Source organism: Comamonas sp. (assembly GCF_009360615.1).
Classification (GTDB): domain Bacteria; phylum Pseudomonadota; class Gammaproteobacteria; order Burkholderiales; family Burkholderiaceae_C; genus Comamonas.
The window spans coordinates 52,415-69,958 of record NZ_SPEY01000086.1 but is presented as its reverse complement, the minus strand read 5'-3'; the positions used below and the strand labels follow the sequence as shown (position 1 = coordinate 69,958).

Sequence of the window (17,544 nt, the reverse complement as noted above, 5' to 3'; positions counted from 1 at the left end):
ATCTGAAATTACCGAATACCATGCGCAAGGCGCTATGAAGTTTCAAGCAATCAACTTGTCAGAACTCAATGTCCGGTCTCGGGCGCCTTGCGCACTGCGATCTCCAGGCCCGTGGCCGCATCGATCTTCAGACCCTTGGGCAGCGGGAACTTGATGGTTTCCTCGATGCCGTCCATCTTGCGCACGGCGACTGCGCCCAGTTGGCGGATGCGTGCGATGACCTCGTCGACCAGCACTTCGGGCGCCGAGGCACCGGCCGTCAGCCCCACGCGGGCCGCATCGGCAAACCACTCCTGCTTGAGCTCGAGCGCGTTGTCCACCATGTAGGCAGGCGTGCCCAGGCGATCGGCCAGCTCGCGCAGGCGGTTGCTGTTGGAGCTGGTCGGGCTGCCGACGACGATGACCAGATCCACCTGGGGGGCCAGCACCTTCACGGCGTCCTGGCGATTCTGCGTGGCATAGCAGATGTCCTGCTGCTTGGGCTCGCGCACCTGCGGAAAACGCGCCTTGATGGCGGCCTTGATGCCTGCGGCGTCGTCGACCGACAGCGTGGTCTGCGTCACCACGGCCAGCTTTTCGGTCTGGCGCGGCGCCACCTTGGCCACATCGCCCTCATCTTCGACCAGGTGAATGCCTTCGGAGAGCTGCCCCATGGTGCCTTCGACCTCCGGGTGCCCCTTGTGGCCGATCATGAGGAACTCGTAGCCTTCCTTGGCCAGCTTGGCGACTTCCACATGCACCTTGGTGACCAGCGGGCATGTCGCATCGAAGATGGCAAAGCCGCGGCGCTCGGCCTCCTCCTGCACGGCCTTGGAGACGCCATGCGCCGAAAAGATCAGCGTGGCGCCGGGCGGCACTTCGTCCAGCTCCTCGATGAAGATGGCGCCCTTGGCCTTGAGGTCGTTGACGACGAAGGTGTTGTGCACGATCTCGTGACGCACATAGATGGGCGCGCCGAACTTGGCCAGCGCCCGCTCCACGATCTCGATGGCGCGATCCACCCCGGCGCAAAAGCCGCGCGGCTCGGCCAGCAGGACTTCCTTGGCTCCCACCACCTCAGAGCACCCCGATCAACTTGACTTCAAAGGTCACGGGCTGGCCCGCCAGCGGGTGGTTGAAGTCGAACAGCACGGCACCGTCCTCGCGCACCTGCACCACGGCGCCGGCGTAGCTGCCGCTGCCGTCGGGCGTGGGGAACTGCACCACATCGCCCGCGGTGTATTGCTCATGCGGGTCGCCGAGCTCGTTCATGAGCTTGCGGGCCACCCACTGCATCATGTCGGGGTTGCGCTCGCCAAAAGCCTCGCCAGCGGGCAGCTCGAAAGTGGCGTGCGTGCCCTCGGCCAGGCCGATCAGCTTGTCTTCCATGGCCGGCGACAGCTCGCCCGCCCCCAGCGACAGCGTCGCCGGCTTTTCGTTGAAGGTATTGATCACATCGCCCGCAGGGCCCGCCAGGCGGTAATGCAGCGTGAGAAAAGAGCCTGCCTGCACGACGGGCAGATCCGAAGGGGTTGCGCTTGTGGTCATGAAAGTCCCGATAAACTGGGCTGCATTGTAAGAGCGAGCCTATAACCTCTGCGAGCCTGCGTTGAGATGGCCGGCCCGCCCTGGACTTCCCCGCCTTGTGTGAGCAAGCACTGACACCCATGCCCATCAAAGACCTGCCCCTGGATGCCCAGCCGCGCGAAAAGCTCGCGCAGCGGGGTGCGGCTGCGCTCTCAGATGCCGAGCTGCTGGCCGTCATTCTGCGCACCGGCATGGCTGGCAAGACGGTGCTGCAGATGGCGCAGGAGCTGCTGGAGCTGCCCGGTGATCGCCAGGCAACAGGCGGCCTGGCCGGACTGCTGGCCGCCGACTACCAGGCTTTGGCAACCGTCAAAGGCCTGGGCCCGGCCAAGCGCGCCGAGCTGATGGCCGTGCTGGAGCTGGCCCGCCGTGCCACGGCGCAGCAGCTGCGCGAGCGGGAAGTCTTTTCCTCCCCCGAAGCCGTCAAGCACTATCTGCAGCTGCATCTGGCAGCCAGGCCGCACGAGGTGTTTGCCGTGCTGTTTCTGGACAGTCAGAACCGCTTGCTGGCTCTTGAAGAAATGTTTCGCGGTACCTTGACGCAAACCTCCGTCTACCCTCGTGAAGTCGTGCTGCGCGCCCTGCACCATCAGGCCGGCGCGGTGATCCTCGCGCACAACCACCCCAGCGGCAGCGTGCAGCCCAGCAGCGCCGACTGCGCGCTGACCATCACACTCAAGGCCGCCCTGGCCTTGATCGATGTGCGCGTGCTCGACCACATCATCGTCGGACCGGGCGCTGCCTGCTCGATGGCCGAGGAGGGTCTGCTATGAGCCATGGACACCGCTCGCTGCAGGATCTGGCCGGCATCTCCCGCCATCTCAAGCAGCTGCGCGAACAAGCCGAAGCCCTGGCCCTCGCCCAGGCCGAAGCGCGTGCAGCGCGCGAACGCGAACGCAATCTGTTTGCGCTCAGCGTCGGCAAGGTTACGCCGCTGCGCTCGCGCAATGAAGTCAGCTTTCTGGAGCCGGCCCCCTCGCCCCTGCCGCTGCAGATGGTGCTGGACGAACAGAATGTGCTGCGCGAAGCCATGAGCGACGAGTTCGATGTCAGCACCCTGCTGGACGTGGACGATCAACTGAGCTTTCGCCGCCCCGGTATCGGTCTCGACGTGACGCGCAAGCTGCGTGGCGGCCACTGGAGCATTCAGCGCCAGCTGGACCTGCACGGCCTGCGCTCGGACGAAGCCCGCGAGGCGCTGGGCCAGTTCATCCGGCTGTCGCACCGCACGGGCGTGCGCTGCGTGCGCATCGTGCACGGCAAGGGCCTGGGATCGCCGGGCCGCACCCCCGTGCTCAAGGGCAAGGTGCAGCGCTGGCTGGTGCAGAAGAAAGAGGTTCTGGCCTTTGTCCAGGCCCGCCCGGCCGAAGGAGGAGCGGGCGCGCTGGTGGTGCTGCTGCAGCCGGGCAAGCGCAAGCTGTTCTGAGCCCCCTTCCTTCCGATCTGATAGCTGCTCGCGCTCATCTACGCTGGGATCGAACCCGAAGGCCTATCTTCCCTGCGGCACGGTGTTGAGCGGCAAGGGCAGCGGTCGCATATCGCGGCCGTAAATGCGGCGTATGCGCTCGGGCACCGTGGGGTGGGATTCCAGCCAGTCTTCGAGGCGGCTGGCATGGGGTGTCTCGGCCAGCAGCATGTGCTGGACGATGCGCTTGTCCAGCCCCTGGTGGCTGCGCGTGTCCTGCTGCCAGCTTCCGTACTGCTCCTCGGCCAGCTCACGCGGCGTGAGCACCTTGCGCAGCACGCCGCCCAGGCCCTCCTTGCTGCGCGTCCATTGCACGGCACGCGCATCGGCCAGATACTCGCGCTGGCGCGATACGGCGGCCTTGAGCAACTGGCCGCCGAGCCAGCCGACAAAGCCCGCAGCCTGGATGAAGAGGCCGAACCATTGCGTGAAGAGGCTGTCACGCTCACGCAGACTCTGGCCGAAGTGGTGAATCAGCTCCAGCCCGTAGACCATGCCGGCCAGCTGCATGTTCAGCCGCGTGTCGCCCTCGCGCAGATGGGACAGCTCATGCGCCACCAGGCCCTGCATTTCCTCACGGCTGAGCTGGTCCAGCGCCCCCTGGGTCACGGCAATTACGGCATCCTGCGCATCCCAGCCCGCCGCAAAGGCATTGATGGCCCCGGTCCGCGCCAGCACCGCGACCTGCGGCACCGGCCAGTGCGCCGCAATGCACATTTCATGGACGATATTGCACAGCTGCTGCTCGGCCAGCGAGCTGCCGGGTCTGGCCTCGCGCGCTCCCACGCGCTGTGCCAGTCTGCGTCCGCCGTGGCGCAGCTGGTCCAGTTCCATCCAGCAGCCGCCCAGCACCAGCAGCAGGGTCACGCCGATATTCACTGCCGCAAAGCCCGCAGGATAGTCCCAGCCGCCGAATGCCAGAGTGCCCAGCCACCAGGCCAGCACCAGGCCCAGATGCACCGATGCCACCACGGCCAGCACGCACAGGCCGAACACCAGCAGCAACCAGCGCGTGCTGCGCCTGGCTTCGCGCTGTCGCTCCCAGAAAAGCATGCGCTCAGAACCTGACCTGAGGGACGGCGCGCTCCTGCTTGCTCTGGGTCGAGGCCAGCATGTCCATATGCACGAAACCCACCAGCCGCGCCACGATCAGGTCCGGGAACTGACCGGCCTGGTTGTTGAATTCCAGCACCTCGTCGTTGTAGGACTGACGCGCAAAGCCGATGCGGTTCTCGGTGCTGGTGATTTCCTCGCTGAGCTGCTGCATGCGGGCATCGGCCTTGAGCGTGGGATAGGCCTCGGCCAGCGCCATCAGACGGCCCATCTGGCCGCCCAGCACCTGCTCCGCCGCCATGAGCGCCCCCATGGCCTGCGCCTGGCCCGGCGACTGCCGCGCCTTGTCGGCAGCGCTGACGGCCTCGCCGCGCGCGCGGATCACGGCCTCCAGCGTCTGGGCCTCGTGCTGCATGTAGCCGCGCGCCACCTCCACCAGATTGGGAATCAGGTCATGGCGGCGCTTGAGCTGCACGTCGATCTGCGCAAAGGCGTTCTCCACCTGGTTCTTGTGCGTGCGCAGGCGGTTGTAGAGGGCAATGGCCCAGATCACGATCACCACCACCACTGCCAGCGCGATATATGCCGTCATACCCTCTGCCCTATCCCTGAAAAATTTCTCGCATCATAGCCAGTCCCAGAAAAAAGCCGCCGTGGCTTTTGCAGCCACGGCGGCAGTGGTTGCGGCAACGCTGCCTACTTGGACAGATCGAGCTGGTATTTGCTCATGCCCTTGCCCTGGCCGTCATCTGCGGCCAGCAGGGACACGCCCGTCAGGCCGGCGGCCTGGGCCACGCTCAGGGCGTCGGCACCAGAGCTGAACACCACCGGGCCTGCCGTCGTCACCTTGGTAAAGCGCCAACTCTTGGCGGCGCCATTGGCGGCTCTGGTGACCTGGGGGTTCTGGCGCACATATCCGATCACTACATCGCGGTTCGCATCGGGCGATGCCCAGATGGCCGACGAGCCGTCGAGCTTGGGGATGAAGCTGGCACCGCTGGTGGCGCGGTAGTTGTTGGTGGCGATCACGAACTCCTGCGCCGTATCCATGGGCTTGCCCAGATAGCTCAGGTTCCTGATACGGCTGCCCAGCGGCTGGGTGACATCGATCTCGTACTGCACATCGGCCGTGGTGAACATATCGAAGTTGTAGCCCGGGAAGCTGCTGATCAAGGGCTGCTCGGACGTCTTGCTCACGTCGATCTGGTTGAAGCGCCTGGCGGCTGCCTCCAGCCAGCTCTTGATGTCGGCTCCATTGACCTTCACCGCATACACGGTGTTGGGGTACAGATACAGGTCAGCCGCGTTGTAGATGGCCAGCGAGCCGGCTGCCACATCGGTGAAGTCCTTGCCGCCCTGGAAGCCGGACTTGAACGGCGCACTCACCGACAGCACGGGCAGGCTGGCGTACTGGGGCAGATTGGCCTGGATGTAGCTGGCCACATAGGCCTGCTGGGCCTGGTTGACGATCTGGATGGCACCGGGATCACCCACATCGGCAAACAGCGTGCTCATGCGGAAGTCCGTGCTGCCGATGGGCGTCTTCACATAGCTGATGGCCGCCTGATGCTGTGCCTCGATCAGCGGCGCAACGGCCGGATCGGCATCCACAAACACCGAGGCACCTGCTGCATCCTTGTTCTGGATGTTGCGCAGCTCGCTCTTGCTGCCGGTCTTGGCCACGCTCCACTTCTTGCCGTCCCATTGCAGCGGCAGCTGGATCACGCCCAGCGCCTTGCCCCAGGAGCTGGCCATGACCGCAGGCACGCCGTTGATCGTGCCGGCCTGGTTGTCCACGCCGCTCTGGCTGTAGGCGGGCTTGGCCGACAGATCGGGGAACACGCTGTGCTGATGGCCCATGACCATGGCATCGATGCCCGCCACCTGGGACAGATACAGGCCGGGGTTCTCCATGGTCGCCGAGTAGGCCGAGCCGTCCAGGCCGCCATGCAGCAGCGCCACCACCACATCGGCGCCCTTGGCACGCAACTCCGGCACGTATTTGCGGGCCGCCTCGACCGCGCCCTCGGTGTAGACCTTGCCCTCGAGATAGCGCTTGTCCCAGTTCATGATGCCCGGCGTGGTGAAGCCGATCACGCCGATCTTGATGGGCAGCCTGACTTCCTTGCCGTCGCTGCCCTTGGCCACCATGGTGCGCTCGAGCACGGCATAGGGCTGAACCAGCGGCTTCCTGGTCTTGCTGCTGTAGACATTGGCCAGCACGGCCGGATAGCCGTTGCCCGCGCATTTCTGGCTGGCATCCACGCCGTCCACATCCAGGCCTCCACCCAGCACCTGGTTGAGAAAGGGCAGGCCGTAGTTGAATTCGTGATTGCCCAGCGTGCCCGCATCAAAGCGCAGCGCGCCCATGGCCTTGTACATGGACAGCTGCTGCGTACAAGGGATGGGCTTGACCTCGGCCTCGTAGTCAGCCAGGGCCGTGCCCTGGATGGTGTCGCCGTTGTCCACCAGCAGCGTGTTGGCAAACTCCTTGCGCGCCGCACGGATCAGCGTGGCCGTGCGCTCGAAGCCATAGGTCTTGTCTTCGGCCAGCTTGAAATAGTCATAGCTGCGCACATTGAAGTGCAGATCCGTGGTCTCCAGAACGGCCAGCGTCGCCGTGGCAGGCTGCGCACTGACAGGCGTTGTGCTGCTGTCGTCGCTGCCGCCGCAGGCGACCAGCAAGGCGGCGCAGCCCGCGGCCGTCAGCAGATGGCGGCGCTGCGGCAATGCCGAGAAGAAACCGCCCGGACGCAGCTTAGCGCCAGGCAAATCGAAATCCTGCATGGTTGACCCTGCTTGTTGAAAAACAGGCAGTGTCGGCAGGGCTTTTTACAGCGTCATGAAGGAAATTTGACGCTTTGCCACCAGGCCAGGCGACTCAGGCACCGCGATTGCGCATCCAGTCCGCCGTGTTCGTGAAACTGGCCCTGAGACGCGCGCGCAAGGCCTCGGGCACCTCGGTCTCACCCATAGCCTGATCCATGCAGGCCACCCACTGGTCGCGCTCCTGGATGCCGATGGAGAACGGCATGTGGCGCATGCGCAGGCGCGGATGGCCGAAACGATCCTGGTAATAGTCGGGGCCGCCCAGCCAGCCGCAGAGAAACCAGAACAGCTTCTGGCGCGCATCGTCGAGCGTGCTGCCATGGGCGGCGCGCAGCTCCTTGTAGCCGGGCTCCAGGTCCATGAGGTCATAGAAACGGGCAACCAGCTGCCGGACTTTGTCTTCGCCACCTATCCATTCGTAGGGGGTGTCAAACGGGGGCTTTTCTTCAATCTGCATGTGTAGCGGCTTTGCGAGTCAGTCCCGATTGTCGGCCATGCGGCATGTCCGTACCCGAGCGCAGGAATGCGAAAACGCCCAGGGCCGTCAGCACCGTCACGCCGGCCAGCACATCGAGCAAGGTGGAGAAAGCCAGGCCATAGGCCTTGAGCAGCTCGGCGGCGGACGCACCCGGCATCAACGCCAGCGCTCCCTGCATATTCCCGGTCGCCAGCATCTGGGCGACGGCCGAGCCCTGCGTCATGGAGGGCGAGAGAGCCGCCAGCTCCCTCGCCAGCAGCGCGGCCAGCGCAGCCCCGACCACGGCCAGTGCAATGCCTTCGCCCGCCACACGCACGGTACTGAAGATGCCCGTGGCCATGCCGGCGCGCTCGCGCGGCACCACCGTCACGGCCAGCCCGTCCATGAGCCCCCAGGGCAGGCCTATGCCCAGACCGATCAGCAGCAGCGGCGCGGCCATCTGCACAAGGTCCGAGCCGGGAGCGCAGCGGCCCAGCCACCGCAAGCCCATGGCACAGACCAGCAGCCCCGTCCCGCACAGCCAGGCGGCCGACAGCCAGCGCGCAAGCCAGCCTGCCAGCAGCGGCACGCACAGCATGGGCAGCGACAGCACGAACATCCGCTGCCCGGCCGCGAGCGGCGTCAGCCCCTCCACGCCGATGAAGCGCAGCGGCAGCAGCACCAGCAGGACGACAAAGGCATAGGCCGGTGCTGCTGCCAGCAGTTGCACGCCGACAAAGCGCGGATAGCGGAACAGCGACAGGTCCAGCATCGGGTGGGCGCTGCGGCGCTCGATCTGCACAAAGGCTGCGGCCGCCAGCAGGGCAGCCGCCAGGGGCAGCCACGTGCGGCCCTGCGACCAGCCCGTTTGCGGCACTTGCAGCAAGCCCCAGGTCAATAGCGCCAGAGCCAGCGTGAACGACAGCGCACCCGGCAGGTCCAGCCTCTGTGCCTGTGGATTGCGGGACTCCGGCATATGGCGCAGGCCCAGCAGCAGCGCGGCGAATGCCGCGGCGGCAGCGCTGAGCACCACGCTGCGCCAGCCGCCGCTGTGCAGCAACCCACCCGACAGCAAGGGCCCGAAGGCCAGCCCCACACCAAAGGAAGTGCCCACGCAACTGAAGGCCCGGGTACGCCGGGCATCCTCGAAGGCCTGGGCCAGGCCTGCGGTGCCTGCCGCCAGTGCCGCCGCCGCGCCCAGTCCCTGCAGCGCCCGCAACAGATTGAAGCCGATGATGGCCCCCCTGCCCTGCAGGCAGACCTGCAGCAGCACGCTGCCGACCACAACAGCCAGCCCCGTCAGAAATACGCGCCGCCGCCCGTAGACATCGGCGAGTGAGCCGGCCGCCATCAGCGTGGCACCGAAACTCAGCATAAAGGCATTGGTGACCCAGTTCAGCGCCAGAGGGTCGCCCCCCAGAGACTCGCGCAGCGCCGGCAGTGCCACGGCCGGCCCGGTAAAGCTCAGCGGCATGGCCAGAGCAGCCAGGCAGACCGATAGCAGCACCCGGGCAGGCGATGCGCGGCGGGCGCAAACCGGAAAATCCGCCTGTGGGCAGGATGGAGAAGTAGAGCAGGACATGGAGGACTGGCTTCGTGAATCAATCAGGCATGAACGATAAAAGCGCTCCAATCCAACGAAAATAGCCTCATCACTCCCTAGAATCCCAACCAAAGGTTGCCAATCACCATGGACAGCTTCAGCGGACTTGAGTCCTTTGTTCGTGCCGCCGATCTTCTGAGTTTTGCCGAAGCTGGCCGCGCGCTTGGCATCTCGGCCTCGGCCGTAGGCAAGAACGTGGCGCGGCTGGAGCAGCAACTGGGCCTGCGTCTGTTCCATCGCACCACACGCCAGGTGCGTCTGACGCAGGAAGGCACGCTGTTCCACGAGCGCTGCCGGCGCATCCTCGACGAGCTGCACGATGCACGCGCGGCCATGCAGGCCGCTGCCGAGACGCCGCGCGGCCGCCTGCGCGTCAGCCTGCCTGCCATCGGCTACCGCTTTCTGCTGCCCGTACTGCCCGAATTCCAGGCCCGATATCCCGAGGTGGAGCTGGATCTGGACTTCAACGACCATCTGGTCGATGTCGTCGAAGCCGGCCTCGATGTGGTCATCCGCAGCGGCGATCTGGCGGACTCGCGGCTGGTGGCGCGCCGACTCGGGCCGTTTCGCTTTGTTCTCGCAGCCTCCCCGGCCTATCTGGCCGAACGCGGCATCCCCCTCACGCCAGCCGACCTCGCAGGACACACCAGCCTGCGCTATCGCTTCCTGAACAGCGGAAAGCTCGAGGAATGGACGCTGGCCGGGCTGCCGGCCATGCCCATCGCCCTGGTCTGCAACAACATGGAAGCGATGCTAGGCGCCGCCATCTCGGGCCTGGGCCTGGCCTATATGCCCGACTTCCTGGCCCGCGACGCACTGGCGCGTGGCGAGCTCCGGCAGGTCCTGGCCGAGCAGCTCACGCACAGCGGGCAGTTCTCCGCGCTGTGGCCCTCGAGCCGACAGCTCTCGCCCAAGGTCCGGGCTTTCGTGGATTTCGCCAGCGAGCGGCTGTTCAAGGGCTAGCCCTGGAACGCGCGGACGATCTCCGCCGGCCGCGACAGAGGCATTGCGGGATGGGATGCCAGGGGCCGCCCCGCCGCGCGCGATACCGCCGCAACATTCGCGCCCGGCGAGGCAACGCCGCACACCGCCCCTGACCGGGCGTCCGCAAAGTCTCTGCCCGAAGGCTGGAAGCGAAATCGGGCGATTTCTGAGCACTGCCTCTTGCTTGCGCCCCTTGGCAAGCGGCTAGCGATTGCTTAGAGCGCATCCCGATGGCGCTCCAACGCGTCCGCACAGAGATCGTCAACAGGTTCTTACTCCGCCGCCTGGCGCAGCGTGACCATCACCGGACGGCGCACCACCTCGCGCAACGCCCACCAGCCCGCCAGCCAGGCCAGCAACGCCCCCGCCATCGCGCCCACCAGGGGGACCCACCAAAGCACATTCCACTGGAAATCAAACACCCAGCGTGCCAGGGCCCAGCCCACGGCCAGGGCCACGCAGCTGGCCAGAAAGCCGGCCATCAGGCCCACTCCGGCCAGCTCGGCGCTCTGTACCTGCTGCAGCAGGCCCGAGCGCGCCCCCACGGCGCGCATGATGGCGTATTCGCGCGCTCTTTCCTCCCGCGTGCCGGTGACGGAGGCAAACAGCACGACCAGACCCGCCACCAGCGTGAAGCCGAACAGGAACTCCACGGCGCGTATGACCTGGTCCATCACCTGCTGCACCTGGGCCAGCGTACTGCTCAGGTCGACATTGGTGATGTTGGGAAATTCATTGACCAGCGCATTGTCAAAGCCCTTGACGTCGGGCGCGCGATAGGCCGCCAGATAGGTCACGGCCACGTTCTCCAGATGCTGCACGGGATAGATCACAAAGAAGTTGGCGCGCATGGAACTCCAGTCCACCTTGCGCAGGCTCGTGATGCGGGCATCGCTCTCCTGGCCGCCGATATCGAAGCGCAGCGTATCGCCCAGCTTCAGGCCCAGGGTCTTGGCAATGCCTTCTTCCATGCTGATCGCGCCCTGCTCGCCTGCCTGCCAACGTCCGCCCACGATCTGGTTGTGATCGGGCATGGTTTCGGCGGTGGAGATATTGAACTCCCGGTCCACCAGACGCTTGGCGCGCTCGTCCTCATAGTTCTCGGGGCTGATGGCCTTGCCGTTGACGGCAATCAGCCGCCCGCGAATCATGGGATACCAGTCATAGCGGTGCACGCCGGCCTTCTTCAGCGCGGCCTGAAAGTCCTGCGCCTGATCGGGCTGGACATTGATGACAAAGCGATCGGGCGCATTGGCCGGCGTGGCCTTGCGCCAGCTCGCGATCAGATCGGTGCGCAGCAGCACCAGCAGCACCAGGGCCAGCAGCCCCACGGCCAGCGAGCTGACCTGGACCACGGCGTACACGGGCTTGGCCGAGACCTGGCGCGTGGCCATGACCAGCCAGCGCGGCGCCGTGGCCTCGTTGACCACCTGGCGCAGCAGCTTGACGGCCAGCCAGGCCAGGCCCGCGAAGAGCAGAACGGCCACGGCAAAGCCGCCCACCGCAATCAGGCCCAGCTTGATATCACGGCTGGCCACCATCAGCAAAGCCGCAAAACCCGTCACACCCACCCCCAGCACCAGCCATGATGCGGGCTTGAGCGCCCCCAGGTCGCGCCGCATCACGCGCAGCGGCGGCACCTGGGCCAGCTGCAGCACGGGCGGCAGACCAAAGGCCAGCAACAGGGTCAGCCCCATGCCCAGGCCAAACAATGCGGGCCACAGACTCGGAGCCGGCAGGGCGGATTCGACCAGTCCGGCCAGCAGCCAGACAAACACATGGTGCACGGCCCAGCCCAGCAGCACGCCGGCCGCGCTGGCAGCCAGGGCAATGCTTACGAACTCCACCACATAGGCCAGGGCAATCCTGCGCTGACTCTGGCCGAGCACGCGCAGCATGGCCGACGCATCGAGATGGCTGTTGGCGAAGGCACGCGCGGCCAGTGCCACGGCCACGGCCGACAGCAGCGCCGAGAGCAAGGCCACCAGGCTCAGGAATTTCTCGGCCCTGTCCAGAGTCTGGCGCATTTCGGGACGGCCGCTTTCCAGCGATTCCACACGCACGCCATGCAGGCTCTTGGCCAGTTCCTGCGCCCAACTGAGATAGTCCTGTGCGGCCCGCTGCGCGCCGCGCCCGGCGTCTGCCCGCGCCGCCACGGCCAGCCGATAGGTGATGCGGCTGGCGGGCTGCACCAGGCGCGTGGCGGGCAGGTCGGCGCTGTTGATCATCACGCGCGGGGCGAAGCTCATGAAGCCCGCGCCACGATCGGGCTCGATGGCAATGATGTGCGAGATACGAAAGCTCGCATCGCCCAGCAGCAGCCGGTCGCCGAGCCTCAGGCCCAGCGCCTCCAGCAGTGGCGCATCGACCCAGGCATGGCCGCTTTCAGGAATCGCCCGGACTTCCAGGTCTGGCTGGCCCGGTCCCTGATTCAGGTGCAGCACGCCGCGCAACGGGTAGCCGGGGTCCACGCTTTTGAGCGCCACCAGGCGGCTGGCCCCGCCCTGCTCCTGGCTGGAGCGGGCCATGGTCGGAAAACTGGCCGTCGCCACGCTCTGCAGCCCCTGCTGCCGCGCCTGCTGCTCAAAAACCGCAGGGGCGGGGTTGTCGCTGACCACCACCACATCGCCGCCCAGCAGCTGACGCGCGTCGCGCTGCAGGCCGGCCTGCAGGCGGTCGGCAAAAAAACCGACCGAACTCAGTGCCGCCACGGCCAGCAGCACAGCCACGATGATCAGGCGCAGCTCGCCAGCGCGCAGATCGCGCCAGAGATTGCGCAGCCCCAGAATCCAGACAGATGATGCTTGCATGGCCTGCACGATAGCGCAGCGGCCTGCCGCCATGCCAGAACTGCATGGCAATTCCCTGCCGACCGAAGACGATAATCGATGCCATCGGACGGAGACCAGAATGTGGAAGTGATCTTGGTGGTGGCCCTGGGGGCTGCCGTGGCAGGCTTTGTGCAGGGGCTGTCGGGCTTTGCCTTCGGCATGGTGGCGATGTCGTTCTGGGCCTGGGTGCTGGAGCCGCAGCTGGCCGCCGTGCTTTCGGTGTTCGGCTCGCTGACGGGGCAAGTCATTGCGGCCTTCACCGTGCGCCGCGAGTTTCACTGGAAGTCGCTGCTGCCGTTCATCGCCGGAGGCCTGGCCGGCATTCCCCTGGGCGTGGCCGTGATGCCGCATCTCCATATGGACTGGTTCAAGTTCGGCCTGGGCTGTCTGCTGGTGCTGTGGTGCCCCGCCATGCTGCTCAGCGCCCACCTGCCCCGGCTGACGCTGGGCGGCGGCCTGCTGGCCCGCCTGAGCGATGCGGCCGCCGGGCTGATCGGTGGCGTCATGGGCGGACTGGGCGGTTTCAGCGGCACGGTTCCCACGCTGTGGTGCACGCTGCGCGGCTTTGAACGCCATGCGCAGCGCTCGGTGATCCAGAACTTCAACCTCTCGGTCTTGGCCGTGACCATGGCCAGCTATCTGGCCACCGGCCTGGTCAAGCCCGCCATGTGGCCCTCGTTCGCCATCGTGCTGCCGGCCGTGCTGGTGCCCGTGATCTTCGGCACCCGCGTCTACAAGGGCGTGAGCGATGCGCGCTTTCGCCAGATCGTGCTGAGCCTGCTGACCTGCTCGGGCATCGCCATGCTGGCCGCATCCGTGCCGCGGCTGTTCCTGGCACCCTAATGTAAAACTGCCTACGGCAAGGCTGATCGCAAGCCACTACCATTTGCGGCATGAATGCCGCGCCTACTGCCCCCACACCTGAACTGACCGCCTTTGCCCATGCCATCCCCAAGATGGAGTTGCACTGCCACCTGCTGGGGACGGTCAGAAAAAGCACTTTCATCGAACTGGTTCAACGCACCAAGGCGCCGCTGACTCCCGAAGAGATCGAGGCTTTCTACACACGCGGCGAAAAGCCCGTGGGCGTGCTGCGCGTACTGCGCGCACTCGACGAGTGGCTGCTGCAGACGCCGGCCGATCTGGAGCGTATTACCTATGAATACCTGCAGGATGCCGCCGCCCACCATGTGCGCTATGCCGAATTCTTCTGGAACCCCACCGGCACGGTGCAATGCTCGGGCATGGGCTATGCCGTCGCCCAGCAAGCCATTCTGGCCGGCGCCGCAGCCGCGCAAAAGGATTGCGGCATACGTGGCCGTCTGGTGCCGTCCATCGACCGAGAAGCCCCGGCCGAGGCCGCCGTGCAGATGGTGCAGTGGATGCTGGACAACCGCCACGACGATGTGCCCGGCATCGGCATCGACTACCGCGAAAACGACCGCCCGCCCGAGCTGTTTGTCGACGCCTATGCGCTGGCACGTCGCAACGGCCTCAAGACCACGGCCCATGCCAGCGAGTTCGGCCTGCCCTGGAACAATCTGCAAACGGCCATTGAGACGCTCAAGGTGGATCGTGTCGATCACGGCTACACCGTCATCGACAACCCGGAACTGGCCCGGCGCTGCGCCGATCTGGGCATTGTGTTCACCGTGGTGCCGACCAATTCCTACTACCTGCGCACACTGGCTCCCGAACGCTGGGCACTGGATCACCCGATACGCCAGATGCCCGGCCTGGGCCTTCGCGTGCACCCCAACACCGACGACCCCACGCTGCACCATGTAAACCCTACAGGGGCCTGGACCAAGATGGTCAGCGACTTCGGCTTTTCGATGGCCGACCTCAAGGACTTCATGCTCAACGGCATCGACGCGGCCTGGATCGACGAGAGCGAAAAGCGCAGCCTGCGCCAGCAGTGGAGTGCAGAATTCGATGCACTGCGCCGCACACACCACGCCTGATTCCCAATCGCCGTATCGTTGTTCCATCAAGCACTTTCAGCGATCAAACCGGAGTCATGCAGGCATGACGCCCGCCATCACTCTTAACGACCATCTGCCCTATGCCGTCAGACAAGCCCGCCAGCCTTGAAGAGATTCAGGCGTCCATTGCCAGACTCAGAGCCACCGAGCAGCAGCTCGAGGCCACTGCGCAGAAGTACGAACGCAAGATGCAAAGCTCGAGGAAATGGAACTATCTTGCCGTGGCCATGGCCGTGGGGGTCTGCGCCGTGGCCTGGATCAACCAGGCCTCGCCCTGGCTGCGCTGGGGCGTGCTGCCCGTGGTGCTCTTCATGGTGCTGTTCTTCGAAGGCATGCGCCGGCTGCTGGGAGTGACCATGCAAAGCAGCCTGCGCCAGCTCAAGACCCAGATCCGCACACTGGAAACCAGGATGGCCGAGGTACAAGCCACAGCGAAAGATCAGCCATGACTGCCGCCAAACCCGTTCGCGTTCTGATGGTTTGCACCGGAAACATCTGCCGCAGCCCCACAGCCCATGGCGTGCTGGAAAAAATGGTCGCGGATGCGGGTCTGCAGCATCGGGTGCAAGTGGACTCCGCCGGCACGCACGGCTATCACGTGGGCGAGCCCCCCGATGCCCGCAGCCAGCAGCATGCGCGCCGCCGGGGCTATGACCTCAGCGGGCAGCGTGCGCGGCAGCTGACGAAGCAGGATTTCGACGCTTTCGATCTGGTGCTGGTGATGGACAGCGCCAATGAAACCGCCGCCCGCCGCCTCGCCAGTCCTGCACAGCAAGAGCGCCTGCATCGACTGACCGATTACTGCCAGCGCTTCGGCGACCCGGAAGTGCCCGACCCCTACTACGGTGGCGAGCGCGGCTTCGAGCATGTGCTCGATCTGATCGAGGACGCCTGCCAGAATCTGCTGCAAACCATCGCCCTGAATCGCCAGACCTGAATGGAGATCTCCATGGATTTGCCGAAATTTCGTCTCAGCCCCAATGCCTATGCGCTGAACCTGTTTGTGGCCGAAAGCGGTATCTGCTCCTGCTGCGGCCAAGCTCGTGAGCTCAAGTACAACAGCTCGTTTTACAGCCGCGAAGAGCCGGACTATCTCTGCCCCTGGTGCATTGCCGACGGCAGCGCAGCCCGGCGCTACGAGGGTGAATTCAACGACTACCTGGGCATTGAAGGCGTGAGCGCCGATCCCGACGAACCTGACAGCATCGCCATGGATCGCCTGCTGCTGCAGGAAGTCTGCGAGCGCACGCCCAGCTATCACAGCTGGCAGCAGGAGCAATGGCTGGTGCATTGCGATCAGCCCTGCGCCTTTGTAGGTTACACCGACCATACCGAAATCAAGCAGCTGGAGCAGGAGTTGCAAGCCGATATTGCCAACATGCCACAGCGCTATCTGCAGGCCATCAGCAAGACCGGTGATCCGGTGGGCGGCTACCTGTTTCGCTGCGTGAAGTGCGGCACGCACCGGCTGCACACCGATGGCAGCTAAGGCATGAGCACCGATGGCCTGCAGGTGGAATGCAGCCACCATATCGACGCCAGTGAGCCCGATGCCGAGGGCGTTTACGAGTACTACTACGAATACGACATCTACCGCTTCACGCTGGGCAATCTGAGCCTGGTGGTGCGCAGTTACAGCGACACCAGCGCGCAGGCGAGTGTGCTTCGCCTGGAGACCGCGGATAAATCACGCGCCTTGCAGCTCAAGGACTTGCAGCGGCCGCTGCTGCTGCAGGCCAAGGCTCATCTGCGCACCCTGGGCAAGCAGGATCTGCGCTGGTTCAACCCAAAATATGCGCGATACGATCCGCTTTAAGCAGGTCGCAAGCAGCTTCAGGTCCCCGTGCGGCGCCCCCAGTTCATCACACCCGTGCCCAGCACGGCCATCGCGCCGCCCAGCAGCATGGAGCCGTCAACGCTTTCTCCCAGAAGCAAGGCCGAAAGCATCACGCCGATCACCGGCACCAGCGTGATATAGCCCGAGGCGGCCCCTGCCCCCAGGGATTTGACGCCCGCGAAGTACCAGGCATAGGCCAGGGCCGTGGAACCGTAGGCCATGAAGACCATGGCCGTCCAGGCCGTACCACTGGCCTGAAATGCGGAAACCAGCCCCTGCATGCCTTCCAGCACGAGGCTGGCGATCAGGAGCAGCAGGGCACCGAAAATGGAGGTCACGGTGGTGGCGGCGAGCGCGTCCACGCCGGCCAGCATGGCACGGCCGATCAGCGTATAGCACACCCAGCAGGCCACGCAGCCCAGAATCAGCATTTCGCCCACCCCCACCGCTCCATTGAGCAATTGCAGCGGGTCGCCATGCGAGATGACCACCACGGCACCGCAGGCCGCCAGCAGCATCCCCAGGGCAATGGTGGCGTTGATGCGCTCCTTGAAAAGCCACACGGCGAACGCCAGCGTGACCACGGGGTTGAGCGTGATGAGCAACGCCGCCTTGCCTGCAGGCAGATGCTGCAGCCCCGTGAGGAAAAAGCTGGCATAGCCGAACACCCCGGTCGCGCCTGCTGCGAACATGCCCAGCCAGGTCCTGGCAGACCAGTGCCTGAGAGCCCCCAGCCCGCCCGAGAAGTGCAGCCAGGGCAGCAACAGGGTCGCGGCCAGCAAAAAGCGCAGCGCCGATGCCGCCAAAGGCGGCATGTTGAGCGCCAGAATGCGGCCTGCCGGCCAGGAAGCGCCCCACATCAGGGCCATGCCCAGAAGACGCAGATGGGCGCTCATCAACGAGCTTTTGACGGATTCGGAAGTCATGAAGATGG

The 17,544-nt window shown here is 65.5% G+C and carries 18 protein-coding genes; 9 read left to right on the top strand and 9 right to left on the bottom strand.

The window, feature by feature from the left end:
- Nucleotides 1-65: 65 nt before the first annotated feature.
- Both ispH and E2583_RS20385 read right to left on the bottom strand, forming a co-directional pair.
- Nucleotides 66-1,055, bottom strand: coding sequence for a 4-hydroxy-3-methylbut-2-enyl diphosphate reductase (ispH, locus tag E2583_RS20390; protein ID WP_167005035.1), 990 nt, complete (start codon nucleotides 1,053-1,055; stop codon nucleotides 66-68).
- 1 nt (nucleotide 1,056) lies between these two features.
- On the bottom strand, nucleotides 1,057-1,527 hold the full coding sequence (locus tag E2583_RS20385; protein WP_291598089.1) for an FKBP-type peptidyl-prolyl cis-trans isomerase: 471 nt from the start codon (nucleotides 1,525-1,527) through the stop codon (nucleotides 1,057-1,059).
- A 119-nt stretch (nucleotides 1,528-1,646) separates the two neighbouring features.
- On the opposite strand from E2583_RS20385, the gene radC reads away from it, so the two are divergent.
- Entirely contained in the window at nucleotides 1,647-2,339 is a 693-nt protein-coding gene (gene radC / locus E2583_RS20380; RefSeq protein WP_291598088.1) for a DNA repair protein RadC, read from the top strand.
- Nucleotides 2,336-2,992: a Smr/MutS family protein gene (locus tag E2583_RS20375; RefSeq protein WP_003052037.1), complete on the top strand. Its 657-nt coding sequence runs from the start codon at nucleotides 2,336-2,338 to the stop codon at nucleotides 2,990-2,992. The genes radC and E2583_RS20375 overlap by 4 nt, the downstream gene beginning before the upstream one ends.
- Nucleotides 2,993-3,055: 63 nt before the next feature.
- On the opposite strand, the gene E2583_RS20370 is transcribed toward E2583_RS20375, so the two are convergent.
- The 5 genes from E2583_RS20370 to E2583_RS20350 all read right to left on the bottom strand — a co-directional run bounded on the left by E2583_RS20370 (nucleotide 3,056) and on the right by E2583_RS20350 (nucleotide 8,952).
- Complete coding sequence (locus E2583_RS20370; protein WP_291598075.1) at nucleotides 3,056-4,084, bottom strand: M48 family metalloprotease; 1,029 nt, start codon at nucleotides 4,082-4,084, stop codon at nucleotides 3,056-3,058.
- A gap of 4 nt (nucleotides 4,085-4,088) precedes the next feature.
- Entirely contained in the window at nucleotides 4,089-4,676 is a 588-nt protein-coding gene (locus E2583_RS20365) for a LemA family protein (protein ID WP_291598074.1), read from the bottom strand.
- A 104-nt stretch (nucleotides 4,677-4,780) separates the two neighbouring features.
- Nucleotides 4,781-6,871 (bottom strand): bifunctional 2',3'-cyclic-nucleotide 2'-phosphodiesterase/3'-nucleotidase, encoded by a 2,091-nt coding sequence (locus E2583_RS20360; protein WP_291598073.1) that lies wholly within the window; start codon nucleotides 6,869-6,871, stop codon nucleotides 4,781-4,783.
- Between the two features lie 94 nt (nucleotides 6,872-6,965).
- Entirely contained in the window at nucleotides 6,966-7,370 is a 405-nt protein-coding gene (locus E2583_RS20355; RefSeq protein ID WP_291598072.1) for a group II truncated hemoglobin, read from the bottom strand.
- Entirely contained in the window at nucleotides 7,360-8,952 is a 1,593-nt protein-coding gene (locus E2583_RS20350) for an MFS transporter (RefSeq protein WP_291598071.1), read from the bottom strand. The genes E2583_RS20355 and E2583_RS20350 overlap by 11 nt, the downstream gene beginning before the upstream one ends.
- A gap of 108 nt (nucleotides 8,953-9,060) precedes the next feature.
- Between E2583_RS20350 and E2583_RS20345 the strand changes: the two genes are divergently transcribed.
- The gene (locus tag E2583_RS20345) at nucleotides 9,061-9,936 is read left to right on the top strand and encodes a LysR family transcriptional regulator (protein WP_291598069.1); all 876 of its coding nucleotides are present in this window, start codon (nucleotides 9,061-9,063) and stop codon (nucleotides 9,934-9,936) included.
- Between the two features lie 293 nt (nucleotides 9,937-10,229).
- On the opposite strand, the gene E2583_RS20340 is transcribed toward E2583_RS20345, so the two are convergent.
- A complete protein-coding gene (locus E2583_RS20340; protein ID WP_291598068.1) occupies nucleotides 10,230-12,800 on the bottom strand; it encodes an FtsX-like permease family protein in 2,571 nt (856 codons plus the stop codon).
- A 45-nt stretch (nucleotides 12,801-12,845) separates the two neighbouring features.
- On the opposite strand from E2583_RS20340, the gene E2583_RS20335 reads away from it, so the two are divergent.
- From E2583_RS20335 to E2583_RS20310, 6 genes are all read left to right on the top strand, one after another.
- Complete coding sequence (locus E2583_RS20335) at nucleotides 12,846-13,631, top strand: sulfite exporter TauE/SafE family protein (protein ID WP_291598067.1); 786 nt, start codon at nucleotides 12,846-12,848, stop codon at nucleotides 13,629-13,631.
- Nucleotides 13,632-13,681: 50 nt separating this feature from the next.
- Nucleotides 13,682-14,752, top strand: a complete 1,071-nt coding sequence (locus E2583_RS20330; RefSeq protein WP_291598066.1) for an adenosine deaminase — start codon at nucleotides 13,682-13,684, stop codon at nucleotides 14,750-14,752.
- Nucleotides 14,753-14,853: 101 nt separating this feature from the next.
- Entirely contained in the window at nucleotides 14,854-15,222 is a 369-nt protein-coding gene (locus E2583_RS20325; RefSeq protein ID WP_291598065.1) for a hypothetical protein, read from the top strand.
- The gene (locus E2583_RS20320; protein ID WP_291598064.1) at nucleotides 15,219-15,710 is read left to right on the top strand and encodes a low molecular weight protein-tyrosine-phosphatase; all 492 of its coding nucleotides are present in this window, start codon (nucleotides 15,219-15,221) and stop codon (nucleotides 15,708-15,710) included. The genes E2583_RS20325 and E2583_RS20320 overlap by 4 nt, the downstream gene beginning before the upstream one ends.
- A 12-nt stretch (nucleotides 15,711-15,722) precedes the next feature.
- Nucleotides 15,723-16,262, top strand: coding sequence for a CbrC family protein (locus E2583_RS20315; RefSeq protein ID WP_291598063.1), 540 nt, complete (start codon nucleotides 15,723-15,725; stop codon nucleotides 16,260-16,262).
- 3 nt (nucleotides 16,263-16,265) lie between these two features.
- On the top strand, nucleotides 16,266-16,589 hold the full coding sequence (locus E2583_RS20310) for a hypothetical protein (RefSeq protein WP_291598062.1): 324 nt from the start codon (nucleotides 16,266-16,268) through the stop codon (nucleotides 16,587-16,589).
- Nucleotides 16,590-16,606: 17 nt separating this feature from the next.
- On the opposite strand, the gene E2583_RS20305 is transcribed toward E2583_RS20310, so the two are convergent.
- Nucleotides 16,607-17,536, bottom strand: a complete 930-nt coding sequence (locus E2583_RS20305; protein ID WP_291598061.1) for a DMT family transporter — start codon at nucleotides 17,534-17,536, stop codon at nucleotides 16,607-16,609.
- Nucleotides 17,537-17,544 lie beyond the last annotated feature (8 nt).

What these genes read in the sequence shown, in the direction of transcription:
- E2583_RS20385 (WP_291598089.1), bottom strand. Translation starts at nt 1,527, where the DNA reads ATGACCACAAGCGCAACCCCTTCGGATCTGCCCGTCGTGCAGGCAGGC.
- radC (WP_291598088.1), top strand. Translation starts at nt 1,647, where the DNA reads ATGCCCATCAAAGACCTGCCCCTGGATGCCCAGCCGCGCGAAAAGCTC.
- E2583_RS20375 (WP_003052037.1), top strand. Translation starts at nt 2,336, where the DNA reads ATGAGCCATGGACACCGCTCGCTGCAGGATCTGGCCGGCATCTCCCGC.
- E2583_RS20370 (WP_291598075.1), bottom strand. Translation starts at nt 4,084, where the DNA reads ATGCTTTTCTGGGAGCGACAGCGCGAAGCCAGGCGCAGCACGCGCTGG.
- E2583_RS20365 (WP_291598074.1), bottom strand. Translation starts at nt 4,676, where the DNA reads ATGACGGCATATATCGCGCTGGCAGTGGTGGTGGTGATCGTGATCTGG.
- E2583_RS20360 (WP_291598073.1), bottom strand. Translation starts at nt 6,871, where the DNA reads ATGCAGGATTTCGATTTGCCTGGCGCTAAGCTGCGTCCGGGCGGTTTC.
- E2583_RS20355 (WP_291598072.1), bottom strand. Translation starts at nt 7,370, where the DNA reads ATGCAGATTGAAGAAAAGCCCCCGTTTGACACCCCCTACGAATGGATA.
- E2583_RS20350 (WP_291598071.1), bottom strand. Translation starts at nt 8,952, where the DNA reads ATGTCCTGCTCTACTTCTCCATCCTGCCCACAGGCGGATTTTCCGGTT.
- E2583_RS20345 (WP_291598069.1), top strand. Translation starts at nt 9,061, where the DNA reads ATGGACAGCTTCAGCGGACTTGAGTCCTTTGTTCGTGCCGCCGATCTT.
- E2583_RS20340 (WP_291598068.1), bottom strand. Translation starts at nt 12,800, where the DNA reads ATGGCGGCAGGCCGCTGCGCTATCGTGCAGGCCATGCAAGCATCATCT.
- E2583_RS20335 (WP_291598067.1), top strand. Translation starts at nt 12,846, where the DNA reads ATGCCATCGGACGGAGACCAGAATGTGGAAGTGATCTTGGTGGTGGCC.
- E2583_RS20330 (WP_291598066.1), top strand. Translation starts at nt 13,682, where the DNA reads ATGAATGCCGCGCCTACTGCCCCCACACCTGAACTGACCGCCTTTGCC.
- E2583_RS20325 (WP_291598065.1), top strand. Translation starts at nt 14,854, where the DNA reads ATGCCGTCAGACAAGCCCGCCAGCCTTGAAGAGATTCAGGCGTCCATT.
- E2583_RS20320 (WP_291598064.1), top strand. Translation starts at nt 15,219, where the DNA reads ATGACTGCCGCCAAACCCGTTCGCGTTCTGATGGTTTGCACCGGAAAC.
- E2583_RS20315 (WP_291598063.1), top strand. Translation starts at nt 15,723, where the DNA reads ATGGATTTGCCGAAATTTCGTCTCAGCCCCAATGCCTATGCGCTGAAC.
- E2583_RS20310 (WP_291598062.1), top strand. Translation starts at nt 16,266, where the DNA reads ATGAGCACCGATGGCCTGCAGGTGGAATGCAGCCACCATATCGACGCC.
- E2583_RS20305 (WP_291598061.1), bottom strand. Translation starts at nt 17,536, where the DNA reads ATGACTTCCGAATCCGTCAAAAGCTCGTTGATGAGCGCCCATCTGCGT.